Source organism: Gallaecimonas sp. GXIMD4217, assembly GCF_038087665.1.
Taxonomy (GTDB): domain Bacteria; phylum Pseudomonadota; class Gammaproteobacteria; order Enterobacterales; family Gallaecimonadaceae; genus Gallaecimonas.
In genome coordinates, this window is record NZ_CP149925.1 from 3,175,835 (window position 1) to 3,188,178 (window position 12,344).

A 12,344-nucleotide genomic window follows, 5' to 3' on the forward strand; every position below is an offset into this window, starting at 1 on the left:
TTGGGACTATTGGCTCAGGCCTTCTTGGCCTTGAGCTCGGCGCGCCTGGCCTCGTCGATGAAGGCCATGGCCAGGCCGTTCTGCTGGCAGAGGCGGATCTGCTCTTGGCTCAGGCCGGCCTTGGGCGCCGCCACATTGTATTCGTAGTCCAGCTCCACGGCGGACACGCCCGGATCGTCGGTGTTCAGGCTGACCATGACGCCGGCGGCCAGGAACTTCAGTATGGGGTGGGCCTCGTAGCTGCTCACCGTGGAGGTGTGCACGTTGGAGGTCAGGCAGGACTCGATGCCGATGCGGTGCTCGGCCAGGTAGGCCATCAGCCTGGGATCCTGCACCGAATTGACGCCATGGCCGATGCGCACCGCGCCCAGCTTCTCTATGGCGTGCCAGACCGACTCGGCGCCGGCGGCCTCGCCGGCATGGACGGTGACCTTGAGGCCGCTGTCCTTGACCTGGCGAAAATGCTGTTCGAACAGGGGGCCGGGGAAGCCCAGCTCGTCGCCGGCCAGATCCACCGCCACCAGCTTGTCGCGGTTGGCCAGTATGGCATCCAGCTCCTTCTGGCACTGCTCGGCGCCGAAGGTGCGGCTCATGATGCCGATCAGGTTCACGTCCACCCCGAAGTCGCGCACCCCGGCCCGGATGCCGTCGGCCACGGCCTCTACCACCCCTTCCATGGGCAGGCCATGGGTCATGGCCATGTACCAGGGGCTGAAGCGCAGCTCGGCGTAATCGATCCCCACCCGGGCGGCGTCCTCCACGTTCTCGTAGGCCACCCGGCGGCAGGCGTCGAGATCGCCCAGTACCTTCACCATCCAGTCCAGCTTGGCCAGGAAGGCCACCAGGCTGGGCTCGTTCTCGATGACGTGCACATGGGGCTTCATGCCCGCCTCGTCATCGGCGGGCAGCGCCACATTGTGCTGACGGGCCAGGTCGATGATGGTGGCCAGGCGCACATTGCCGTCGAGATGGCGATGCAGATCCACCAGGGGCAGTTTGGGGTCAATCATCCGAATTCGCTTCCGTTATATGCTTGCTCTGTCGTACATAGTTTAACGACTTTTGCCCATTTTCTGGGAGCTTATCTGGCCTGCCGCAGGCCCATGGGCCCCCAGCGCTTTGAGGCCCGGATCACAAAGTGATCAGAAAACCGATTGCGCGATTTTTGCCCTCCTTGCCACTCCTTAAGATAAAAACAATTCATTTCCGTTTTGCCGCCGCCGGCCCCTAAATAGGGGCCAACAAGCATCGTCAAGGACCTGCCATGGCCATCCAATCCTGCCTCAGCCTCTGCCTGGCGGAAACAGTCAATCCAGACCTATTGCAGTTCGCCTACCCCAGCAAGCGCCACAAGGATACCCTGCACCTGGCCCACCCGGGCGGCGACTGCTTCCTGTTCGACTACGGGGTACTGGTGAGCTGGGGCCTGGACGAGGCGGCCCTGGAGGCCCTGCTGGCCACCCTGAAGCCGGCCCTGGACAGGCCATTGGCCAGGCCCCCCCGGGACAAGATCAGCTTCGAAACCGCGACCGGCAAGCTGCAGATCAGCAACGACCACCTGCTGCTGCCCCAGCAGGATCTGCTCACCAAGCTGGCCTGCAGCCATGCCCTGGCCCAGTCGGTGAAGCTGGAAACCTACGAGGAGCAGGTGCAGGCCACCATAGACGGCACCAGCCACATCCCAGAGACCCTGGCCAGGGAAGGCCGGGTGCGGCTGGGCCGGCGCCAGCTGGCGCGGATCCGCGGCAGCCTGCACCTGGCCCGGGCCAGGGTCAACCTGCACTACGAGCTGCTGGACAAGCCGGACTTCTTCTGGGACTACCCGGAGCTGGAGCCGGCCTACGGCCTGCTGCGGGAGAACCAGGAGCTGGACAGCCGCCTGGCCATACTGGACAAGCGCCAGGCGGTGCTGGGTGAGCTGCTGGACATCCTCGCCGACGAGCAGCAGCACAACCACAGCGCGGTGCTGGAGTGGGTCATCATCTGGCTGATCGCCATCGAGATCATCATCTTCGTGGTCCACGACCTCATCGGCTGGCCGGGGCGCTGACACCGAAGCGCGCCCGGGAGCTGGCGCCACAAGGGCAACTGGGCTATCTTCGCCAGCCCGCCCCCCAGGAGAGCCCAACATGCTGAGCCAGGACTGGCGCCCCAGCGCCCCCATCGCCAACCTGAAAAAGCGCGCCGAGCTGCTGGCGCGGATCCGCGCCTTCTTCGCCGCCCGCCAGGTGATGGAGGTGGACACCCAGCTGCTCTCCCAAGGCTCCATCGCCGATCTCCATATCGAGGTGATGACCAGCCGCTACCAGGGCCCCCTGGCGCCGGACGGCCTGGCCCTGTACCTGCAGACCTCGCCGGAGTTCGCCATGAAACGGCTGCTGGCGGCCGGTTCGGGCTGCATCTACCAGCTCGGCAAGGTGTTCCGCAACGAGGAGGCCGGCAGCCGCCATAACGCCGAGTTCACCATGCTGGAGTGGTACCGGCTGGATCTGGACCACCACCAGCTGATGGACGAGATCGCCGAGTTGCTGGTCTATGTGGGTGCCTGCCACGGCGAGGCCATCGAAAAGCTCAGCTACAGGGCCGCCTTCGAGCGCCACCTGGGCATCAACCCCCACGACGTGCCCCTGGACGAGCTGCAGGCCCTGTGCCGGCAGCACTGCGGCTACGGCGACCAGGAAACCGACAGGGACAACCTCCTCAACCTGCTGGTGGCCATGGTCATAGAGCCGCAGCTGGGCCAGGCCGGGCCCTGCTTCCTCTACGACTACCCGGCCAGCCAGGCGGCCCTGGCCCGCACCGGCCTGGATGCCGAGGGCAACGCCGTGGCCAGGCGCTTCGAGCTGTTCATCCACGGCATGGAGCTGGCCAACGGCTACCATGAACTCACCGACGCCGTGGAGCAGGAAAGGCGGCTGCTGGCCGAGGCCGAGCAGCGCCGCCGGCTGGGGCGGCCGATCAACAACCCCGACCAGCGCCTGGTGGCGGCCCTCAAGGCCGGGCTGCCGGACTGCGCCGGGGTGGCCCTGGGGGTGGATCGGCTGCTGATGGTGATGCTGGGGGCCGAGCGCATCGACCAGGTGTTGCCCTTCGCCCTGGAACGGGCATGAAAAAGCCCGCTGCGGCGGGCTTTGTTCGCTTCCTCAGGCCGCGCTTGGGGCCTTCCTGTTGTCGAGCAGGCGGTTCACTTCCGATACCACCCGCAGCTTGGCTTCGTTGCGCGCCTTGGGCTGCAGCAGGCGACCGCCGGCAAAGCGGAAGGCGCCGACCGTCTTTATCCAGATCACCCCCTCATAGAAAGCGGTGATGTGCTTGGCGATTTGCTTTGGATTGTACTTGGGAAACTTTCTCACGGCTTAACCTCCCTCAACGTCGCCGGCAATTTATCAGTCCTTCATGACAGTGCCGTTATATGACCGCCCTTTTTGTCCCCGGGTTCTGGCCTTGATCAATTTTGTGGCCTGCTTGGGGCCGTTTTACTTCAGTCTTGTGACGCCGCCAGCAGTTCTGAGTCCTCGTCCAAACCCTGTTCATCCAGATCGGCGGTGCCCAGGGTCTGGCGGGGCAGCTCCTTCTTGACCCTGACCCCCAGGGCCTCGAACTGGCGGGCCTGGCTGATCAGGTTGCCGGTGCCGTGCTTGAGGGTGTTCATGGCCTCGTCATAGCTCTTGCGGGCCCCCACCAGCTGGCCGTCCAGCTTTTCCATCTTTTCCACGAACACCCGCAGCTTGTCGTGGACCTTGGCGGCCCGGTCGGCCAGCTTGCGGGCATTGGCGTTCTGGCGCTCTATGGTCCAGAGGTTGGCCACGGTGCGCAGGGTGGCCAGCAGGGTGCTGGGGGTCACCACCACGATGCGCCGCTCGAAGGCCTCGTTGAACAGCTGCTGGTCATGCTGGAAGGCGGCCAGGAAGGCCGGCTCTATGGGCATGAACAGGAACACGAAGTCCGGCGCCTGCATGCCCTTGAGGCGCGGGTAGTCCTTGTCGCTGAGGCCGCGGATATGGTTGCGCACCGCCTGGATATGGCGGTTGAGAGCGCCCTGGCGGCTGACCTCGTCCTCGGCCTGCACATAGGCCAGGTAGTCGTTCAGGGACACCTTGGAATCGATGATCAGGTGCTTGCCCTCCGGCAGGTGGACGATGAAGTCCGGGCGCCTGTTGTTGCCCTCCTCGTCCTTGAAGTTGGGCTCGCGCTCGTACTCGCTGCCCTTGATCAGGCCCGAGCTTTCCAGGATCCGCTCCACATGCAGTTCGCCCCAGTTGCCCTGCAGCTTCTTGTCGCCCTTGAGGGCCTGGGTCAGGTTGGCCGCCTCGGAAGTGATCTGCTGGTTGAGGTTGAACAGCTGCGTCAGCTGCTCCCTGAGTGCCGCCCGCCCCTCGGACTCCTCCCGGCGGGCCGACTCCACCTTGCTGCGGAAGTCGTTGAGCTGCTCCTTGAAGGGGCTCAGCAGGTGCTCCAGGCGCTCCTTTTGCTGCTGCGAGAAGGCCTTGCCCTTGGCGTCCAGGATCTCGTTGGCCAGTACCTGGAACTCCTGCTTCATGACCGCCTTGTTGTCCTCCAGCAGCTGCTGGGCCTGCTGGGCCTGGCGCTGCTGCTCGTCGAGCCGGGTCTTGAGTTCGCTGAGCTGCTGGACCAGCCTGGTCTCCCGCTGCCGGCCCGCCTCCAGGGCCCGCTCCCGCTCGCCGAGGACCTCCCTGAGTTCGCCGCCGCGCTGCAGCTCCGCCTGCAGCCTGGTCTTGAGCTGCACCAGCTGCTGGCCCTGTTGCTGCTCCTGAGCCTGGAGCTGGTCGAGGCGCTGCTGCAGGGTCGAGGCCGCCTGGCGCGCCAGGGCCAGCCGGCGCCAGGACAGGCCGGTCGTGATCAGGCTGAACAACAGGGCCAGGGCCAGGCCCAGGGAGAGGGGATCCAGTGTCATAGCGCGCACCTAATACTGTTTATTTATCCATTATTACGCTACCGCGCCTTCAAGGCCAGCCTGATAAGCATCTGAATCAAATGCCGTTAATGCTGCCGGCATTTGACGGCCGGTCCTATGCTGGTCGATGATCCCTGCCGACCAATCCCAAGCAAGGAGGCTGCCCATGGGGCGCTTATTGAGTTTCTGGCTGTTGTGCTGCATCAGCGCCCTGGCCTGGGCCAACCCGGCCGACATCTACTTGGACCTGGAACCCAGGGTCATCGATATCGGCCACCAGGAATACCAGGGATCCCGGGCCGCCGTGATCACCGTCAACGTGCCCCTGGCCAGGGACAGGGATCTCGGCAGCTTCCTGGCCATCATGACGGCCCGGGGCAAACCGGACGGCGACTGGATCCTCTCCGACAGCGGCAAGAGCCTCTATTTCCCGCTACTCGAGCCCGACACCAGCTATCAGGTCCATGCCCTGAAGGGACTGCCCTTCGTCAATGGCAGGGCCCTGGCCGCCGACAAGAGCGCCAACTTCAAGACCCCGGACATGCCGCCGCTGCTGGCCTTTGCCAGCAAGGGCAACCTGCTGGCCGACCGGCTCACCGAGGGCCTGCCTGTGGTGGCCACCAACGTCGACCAGGCCGACGTGGACTTCTACCGCCTCAAGGAAGGCAGCCTGACCGACTTCATCCGCCGCTTCGGCCGCAAGGCCCAGCTGTCCCTCTGGGAGTCGGAGCGGGCCCTGAAGATGGCGGAGCTGGTCTACAGCGGCCGCTTCGCACTGGAGCTGCCCGCCAATACCAGGGCCACCCGCTACCTGCCCCTGGACGACATAGCGCCCCTCAAGGAGGGCGGCATCTACCTGGCCCTGCTGCGCCGGCCCGGGGTGCCCAGCTACAACAGCCCCATGGCCTGGTTCTCCATCTCCGATCTGGGCCTGCACCTGCGCCAGTACCAAGACCGCATCGAGGCCTATGTGGCTTCCCTGGCCAGCGCCAGGGCCCTCCAGGACGTGGAGCTGAGCCTGCTGGACAACAACGGCAAGACCCTGGCCTCGGCCCGCAGCGATCACCAGGGGCGGGCGTCCTTTACGGCCGGCTGGCAGGGCAACAACCCGCCCCAGCTGCTGCTGGCCCGCCAGGGTAACCAGGCCAGCCTGGTCAAGCTGTTCGGGCCGGCCCTGGATCTGTCCGACTTTGCCCTTGGCCAGCGCCGGCACCAGGACCAGGAGCTGTTCATCTACGGCCCCCGGGATCTGTACCGCCCCGGCGAGGAGCTGATCGTCAGCGCCCTGCTCAGGGACGGCGACGGCAAGGCCGTGCCCGGGATACCGCTGCAGTTCCAGCTGCTGCGCCCGGACGGCCGCAAGGTCGCCGAGCAGCGCCTGGCCGCCTCCGAGCTGGGCTACTACCAGGGCCGCTTCCCGCTCGGCGCCGATGCCGCCACCGGCAGCTGGCAGATCAGGGTGCGGCTGCCGGACGGCAGTCAGCAGAGCTGGCCCTTCAAGGTCGAGGAATTCCTGCCCGAGCGCCTGGCCCTGACCCTGGCCGGGCCTAAGACCCTGGCGCCGGGCGAGCCCCTGGCCCTGGCGGTGCAGGGCGACTACCTCTACGGCGCCCCGGCCGGCGGCAACAAGCTGCAGTCCCGGCTCTTTATCCAGCCCCTGCGCCATCCCTTCGAAGCCTTCAAGGACTTTTACTTCGGCGACGTCACCGACAAGCAGCTCAGCCAGCGCCATGAGCTGGACGAGGTGCGCCTGGACGAGCAGGGCCGGGCCGAGATCATGCCCGAGCCCCACTGGCAGGACCTCAAAAGCCCGGTCAGCATCAGCCTGTTCGAGAGCCTGCTGGAAAGCGGCGGCCGCGCCGTCAGCCGGCAACACGTCAGCCAGTTCCTGCCGGCCACGCAGCTGGTGGGGATCAAGCCCCTGTTCGAGGACGATCGCAGCCCCCATGACAGCCTGGCCGGCTTCGAGCTGGTGGTCACCGACGGCAGCCAGCCCCTGGCCGCAGGGGATCTCGAGGTCCGCCTGATCTGGAACCGCCACGACTACCACTGGTTCTGGTCCGACAGCGAGGGCTGGCGCAGCGACTACAGCATCAAGAGCCTGCCGGTATTCGAGCAAAGCCTGGCCGTGGCCCGGGGCGAGGTGGCCAAGCTGCAGGTGCCGGTGGAATGGGGCTCCTACCGCCTGGAGGTGCGCAACCCGGCCACCGGCCTGATCAGCAGCTACGACTTCCACGCCGGCTGGAAGCGCCAGGACAGCCTGGCCACCAAGCCGGATCAGATCAGCATCGACCTGGACCAGGCCGCCTACGGCCCCGGCGACCAGGCCCAGTTGCTGATCAAGGCCCCCAGGGCCGGCCGCGGCTTCCTGGTGGTGGAGGGGGATAGGCCCCTGTACTGGCGCCCCATCCAGGTGGATGAGCAGGGCACCCCGGTGATCCTGCCCATGGATCCGGCCTGGGCCCGCCATGACCTCTATGTGTCCGTGGTGCTGGTGCAGCCCGGCACGGACCGGGAAGACGGCAAGCTGCCCAGGCGCATGGTCGGCATCCGTCACCTGCCCCTGGATCGGGAGGCCCGCCGCCTCAAGGTGGCCATCCTGGCCCCGGACAAGAGCCTGCCGGAGCGGGAGCTGGTAACCCGGGTCCAGGTCGATGGTGCCCAGGGCCAGGTGCACCTGACCCTGGCCGCCGTCGACCTGGGCGTGCTCAACATCACCCGCTTCCAGACCCCGGATCCCTTCGGGCATTTCTTCGGCCAGCGCCGCCATGGCGTCGACCTGCGCGACAGCTTCGCCGATCTCATCGAAGGTGAAGACGGCGCCCTGGCCAGGCTGCGCTTTGGCGGTGACAGCGCCGCCGCCGGCGGCCTGCAGCCGCCCAGCCAGGTGCAGATAGTGTCGCTGTTCTCCGGCGAGGTGAACCTGGACGCCACGGGCCAGGCCGAGATCCCCCTGCAGTTGCCCGATTTCAACGGCCGGCTGCGGCTGATGGCGGCGGCCTTCTCGGCGGATGCCTTCGGCAGTGCCGAACAGGAAGTGACGGTGGCGGCGCCCCTGGTCACCCAGCTGGCCAAGCCCCGTTTCCTGGCCAACGGCGACCACAGCCAGCTGACCCTGGATCTGCACAACCTCAGCGGCCAGCCCCAGCAGCTGTCGCTCCAGCTGGAGCTGGGCAGCGGCCTGACCTTCGACCAGGGTGAGCACAAGCTCACCAGAGCGCTGCGCCTGGACGACCAGCAGAAGCAGACCCTGGTGCTGCCGGTACAGGCCCAGGACAGCTTTGGCGAGGTGCCCATCCGCCTGATCCTGGACGGCATCCAGGTCGATGGTGAGGACATGACACTGAGCCGGGACTGGGCCCTGGGCGTTCGTCCGGCCTGGCCTGCCACCCCCAGCCAGTTCAGCCAGCTGCTGGCCCCGGGCGCGCGCTTCCAGCTGCCCCGGGACGCCATGAGCGAACTGCTGCCGGCCACCCTTCGCGGCTCCCTGGCGGTGTCGCCCCTGCCGGCCCTGGACGTCGCCTCCCAGGTGCGCGCCCTCAAGGCCTATCCCTACGGCTGCCTGGAGCAGACCACCAGCGGCGTGTTCGGTCAGCTCTACCTGGATGACGACAAGCTGGCGGCCCTGAACCTCAAGGGCAGCACCGAGATCGCCCGCCGCGAGGCCATTCAGATCGCCATTTCCAGGTTGATGGGCATGCAGAAGGGCAGCGGCGGCTTTGGCCTCTGGGGCGATCGCAGCCGCGAGGAATACTGGCTGACCCCCTATGTGGCCGACTTCCTGGTCCGCGCCCGGGAGCTGGGCCATCCGGTGCCGGAAGACAACCTCAAGCGCGCCCTGGATCGCCTCCGCGAGTACCTGCTGGGCCAGGTCAGCATCAGCCCCTATTACGGCGGTCACCAGTCCCAACGCCGCTTCGCCGCCAAGGCCTATGCCGCCCAGGTGCTGGCCCGGCTCAACCAGGCGCCGCTGGGCAGCCTGCGTACCCTCTTCGATCACCACCGCCAGGAGGCCACCCCGCTGGCCCTGCTGCAGCTGGGCCTGGCCCTGAGCGACATGGGCGACCACCAGCGTGGCGACCAGGCCGTGGCACAGGCCCTGGCCGGCCTGGCCAGGCCCAACTTCGATACCAGCGATTACGGCTCCCACGAGCGGGATCTGGCCCTGGCCCTGTTCTGGCTCACCGAGCGCGGCGGCAACAGCCAGTGGCGGCCGCTGCTGGTGCGCCTCTATCAGGATCTGGGCCATCGCAACTGGTACAGCACCCAGGAGCGCAACGCCCTGGTGCTGGCGGCACTGGCCGTGCAGGGCCGCCAGGATGACGGTGCCGAGCCGCTGGACTTCGCCCTGGCCTGGCAGGACAAGCAGCAAAGCTACCGGCAGCGCCACGCCAGCCTGCCGGTGGTGCCGGCCATGGCCGGGCTGACCCTGACCAACCAGGGCCAGCAGGAGCTCTACTTCGACCTGCGCCTGAGCGGTTACGGGCGAAAAGCCAGGCCGGTCATAGACGAAGGCCTGGCGGTCAGGCGCCGCTACTTCGACGAAACCGGCAAGGCCATCAGCCTGGACAGGCTCAAACCCGGGCAACTGCTGCTGGTGGAGCTGCGCATCAGTGCCGAGCAGGACACCCCCCACGCCCTGGTGGTGGATCTGCTGCCGGCCGGCCTGGAGCTGGAAAACCAGAACCTGGAGGACGCCCTGTCCCTGGACAAGGTGCGCATCGACGGTAAGGCCCTCAGGCCCAGCACCAGGGCCATCAGGCACCAGGAATACCGGGACGACCGCTATGTGGCCGCCATCGATCAGCGCCGCCATCGCAGCACCGTGCTCTACTACCTGGCCAGGGCCGTGACCCCGGGCCGCTATCTGGTGCCGCCCACCTTCGTGGAGGACATGTACCGGCCCTGGCTGCGCTACCAGGGTGACGACGCCGCTACCCTGACCGTCGAGTCGCCCTGATGAAGAAGGCCCTGGCCGGCCTGCTGCTGGCCCTGGTCCTGCCCTGGGGCTTGGACAGGGCCTTCCCCCTGCCCGAGCCCAAGGCCATGGGCCAGGTGGTCACCGACCGCCAGGGCCGGCCCCTGCGCAGCTTCGCCGACGACGAGGGGGTCTGGCGCTACCCGGTCTCGCCGGAGCAGGTGGCCCCCGTCTACCTGGAACTGCTGCTGGCCTACGAGGACAGGTGGTTCCATCATCACCCCGGCATCAACCCCCTGGCCATGGCCAGGGCGGCCTGGCAGAACCTGAGCAGCGGCCGCATCGTTTCCGGCGGCTCCACCCTGACCATGCAGGTGGCGCGGCTGCTGGATCCCCACGACCGTACCTTGGCCGGTAAGCTCAAGCAGGTGCTGCGGGCACTGCAGCTGGAATGGCACCTGGACAAGGAGCAGATCCTCGGCCTGTACCTGGATCTGGCCCCCTTCGGTGGCACCCTGTCCGGCGTCCAGGCGGCCAGTTACAGCTATTTCGGCAAGGACGCCGGCGAGCTCTCCGATGCCGAGGCGGCCCTGCTGGCGGTGCTGCCGCAAAGGCCCAGTGCCCTGCGCCCGGACCGCCATCCCCAGCGGGCCAGGCAGGCCAGGGACAAGGTGCTGGATAGGATGCTGGCGTTGGGACTCTGGCCCAGCGAGCGGGTCGAGGCCGCCAAGCTGGAGCCTGTGGTCACCCTCAATCTCAGGCCCCGGATCCACGCCCCCCTGCTGGCCCGGCGCCTGCGGGAACAATGCCCCGGCTGCCGTCGCATACCCACCACCCTGGACGGCGACCTGCAGCGGCAACTGGAAGCCATGCTGAGGGACCATATCCGGGCCAGGCCGGCCAACAGCTCGGCTGCCATCCTGGTGGTCGACAACAGCGACATGGCGGTGCTGGCCTACCTGGGCTCGGCGGACTTCGCCGACCCCGGCCGCTTCGGCCATGTGGACATGGTCGGCGCCATGCGCAGCCCCGGCTCCACCCTGAAACCCTTCCTGTTCGGCCGCGCCCTGGACGCAGGGCTGATCCACTCCGCTTCCCTGCTGGCCGATATCCCCCGTCACCAGGACAGCTACCGCCCCGGCAATTTCGGCGGCGGCTTCAGTGGCCCGGTCAGTGCCGCCAGGGCCCTGCAGCAGTCCCTGAACCTGCCGGCGGTGCAGTTGCTGGAACACTATGGCCCGGCGCGGCTGGCCGCCAACCTGCGCAATGCCGGCCTGCCCCTGACGGGCCCTGGGGCGGTGCGTCCAAACCTGTCGCTGATCCTGGGCGGTGTCGGCAGCAACCTGGAGGGGCTGGTGTCCCTGTACAGCGCCCTGGCCAACCGTGGCCAGGCCGGCGTCTTGCGCTTCCGACCGGATGATCCCGGCAAGCAGCGCTACCTGATGTCGCCCGGGGCCGCCTGGATCACCTGGGATACCCTGCGCCAGCCCGAGGACCGGCAGCTGGCCCACTTCAGCGGCCGACGCTGGCCACTGGCCTGGAAGACCGGCACCAGTTACGGCTTTCGCGACGCCTGGGCCATTGGCGTCAGTCCCAGCTGGACCATAGGGGTCTGGACCGGCCGCCCGGACGGCAGTCCCAGTCCGGGCCAGCATGGTCGGGCCGATGCCGCCCCGCTGCTGTTCCAGGTCTATGAGCGACTCGGCAACAGCCAGCAGGAAAAGCCCCTGCCCAGGCCGGGGAATGTCAGCCGGGCCGAGATCTGCTGGCCGCTGGGCACCCGGGGCGAAGACCGGGCAAACGGGGAGGGCAACTGCTTGCAGCGCCTGGATGCCTGGTTGCTGGACGGCAACACCCCCAGGACCTTGTCGCTGCAGACAGAAGGCATACCACAGCCCAACCCCTTGCCGATCTGGGTTGACGCGAACGGCCAGCGGTTGCTGGCCGGCTGCCCTGGCCGGCGACAGCGCCGCTTCCAGGCTCTCTGGCCCAACGCCCTGGAACCCTGGTTACCGGCCAGATGGCGCAGGCAGGTCTTGCTGCCGCCGCTCGCCAAGGACTGCGATGGGCTGGCAAAGCAGGCGCCACCACTGCGGATCCTCGGCGTCGACAACGAACTGCTGCTGCAGCAGGCAGGCCCCAATGCGCCCATGCCGTCCCTGAGCCTGCGCTTTCAGGGCGGCAGCGGCAGAGGACACTGGTATATAAATGGCCAGGCCATAGGCGCCAGCCCGGCCAACGGCCAGCTGCTCTGGCAGTTCGAGCACCCCGGCCGCTACCAGCTCACCCTGGTGGACGAGGCCGGCAACCTGGATATGAAGACGATCCGGATCGCCGCCTGGCGGTCTTGATGCCGGCCGGCATTGCCCAAGTAGCTGGGAACATTGCGCCTGCGCAGGCGAACGCGACAAACTTGTCGGGAACAAGTTTGAACATCGGAGCGTTAGCGACGATAGCCCAGAGGGCGAGGCTCAGGATGAGCCGAGTAAACACAGGACGTGCCGACCGGAA

At 67.3% G+C, this 12,344-nt stretch carries 7 protein-coding genes; 4 read left to right on the forward strand and 3 right to left on the reverse strand.

Annotation, left to right across the window (positions count from 1 at the left end):
* Window positions 1–14: 14 nt before the first annotated feature.
* A complete protein-coding gene (gene add, locus WDB71_RS15410; RefSeq protein ID WP_341502488.1) occupies window positions 15–1,010 on the reverse strand; it encodes an adenosine deaminase in 996 nt (331 codons plus the stop codon).
* A gap of 254 nt (window positions 1,011–1,264) precedes the next feature.
* Here add and WDB71_RS15415 point away from each other — a divergent pair, with 254 nt between their 5' ends.
* Both WDB71_RS15415 and epmA read left to right on the forward strand, forming a co-directional pair.
* Window positions 1,265–2,050, forward strand: coding sequence for an RMD1 family protein (locus tag WDB71_RS15415; protein ID WP_341502489.1), 786 nt, complete (start codon window positions 1,265–1,267; stop codon window positions 2,048–2,050).
* 82 nt (window positions 2,051–2,132) lie between these two features.
* Window positions 2,133–3,110 (forward strand): EF-P lysine aminoacylase EpmA, encoded by a 978-nt coding sequence (epmA, locus tag WDB71_RS15420; protein WP_341504224.1) that lies wholly within the window; start codon window positions 2,133–2,135, stop codon window positions 3,108–3,110.
* Window positions 3,111–3,143: 33 nt separating this feature from the next.
* On the opposite strand, the gene WDB71_RS15425 is transcribed toward epmA, so the two are convergent.
* A complete protein-coding gene (locus WDB71_RS15425) occupies window positions 3,144–3,353 on the reverse strand; it encodes a DUF1107 family protein (protein ID WP_341502490.1) in 210 nt (69 codons plus the stop codon).
* Window positions 3,354–3,481: 128 nt separating this feature from the next.
* Window positions 3,482–4,915: a DNA recombination protein RmuC gene (gene rmuC, locus WDB71_RS15430; protein WP_341502491.1), complete on the reverse strand. Its 1,434-nt coding sequence runs from the start codon at window positions 4,913–4,915 to the stop codon at window positions 3,482–3,484.
* Between the two features lie 166 nt (window positions 4,916–5,081).
* On the opposite strand from rmuC, the gene WDB71_RS15435 reads away from it, so the two are divergent.
* Window positions 5,082–9,875 carry an alpha-2-macroglobulin gene (locus WDB71_RS15435; RefSeq protein WP_341502492.1) on the forward strand — a complete coding sequence of 1,598 codons (4,794 nt, stop codon included), beginning with the start codon at window positions 5,082–5,084 and terminating at the stop codon, window positions 9,873–9,875.
* Window positions 9,875–12,184 (forward strand): penicillin-binding protein 1C, encoded by a 2,310-nt coding sequence (gene pbpC, locus WDB71_RS15440; protein WP_341502493.1) that lies wholly within the window; start codon window positions 9,875–9,877, stop codon window positions 12,182–12,184. The genes WDB71_RS15435 and pbpC overlap by 1 nt, the downstream gene beginning before the upstream one ends.
* Window positions 12,185–12,344 lie beyond the last annotated feature (160 nt).

Coding starts and splice junctions, on each gene's coding strand:
- add (WP_341502488.1), bottom strand. CDS start 1,010: ATGATTGACCCCAAACTGCCCCTGGTGGATCTGCATCGCCATCTCGAC.
- WDB71_RS15415 (WP_341502489.1), top strand. CDS start 1,265: ATGGCCATCCAATCCTGCCTCAGCCTCTGCCTGGCGGAAACAGTCAAT.
- rmuC (WP_341502491.1), bottom strand. CDS start 4,915: ATGACACTGGATCCCCTCTCCCTGGGCCTGGCCCTGGCCCTGTTGTTC.
- WDB71_RS15435 (WP_341502492.1), top strand. CDS start 5,082: ATGGGGCGCTTATTGAGTTTCTGGCTGTTGTGCTGCATCAGCGCCCTG.
- pbpC (WP_341502493.1), top strand. CDS start 9,875: ATGAAGAAGGCCCTGGCCGGCCTGCTGCTGGCCCTGGTCCTGCCCTGG.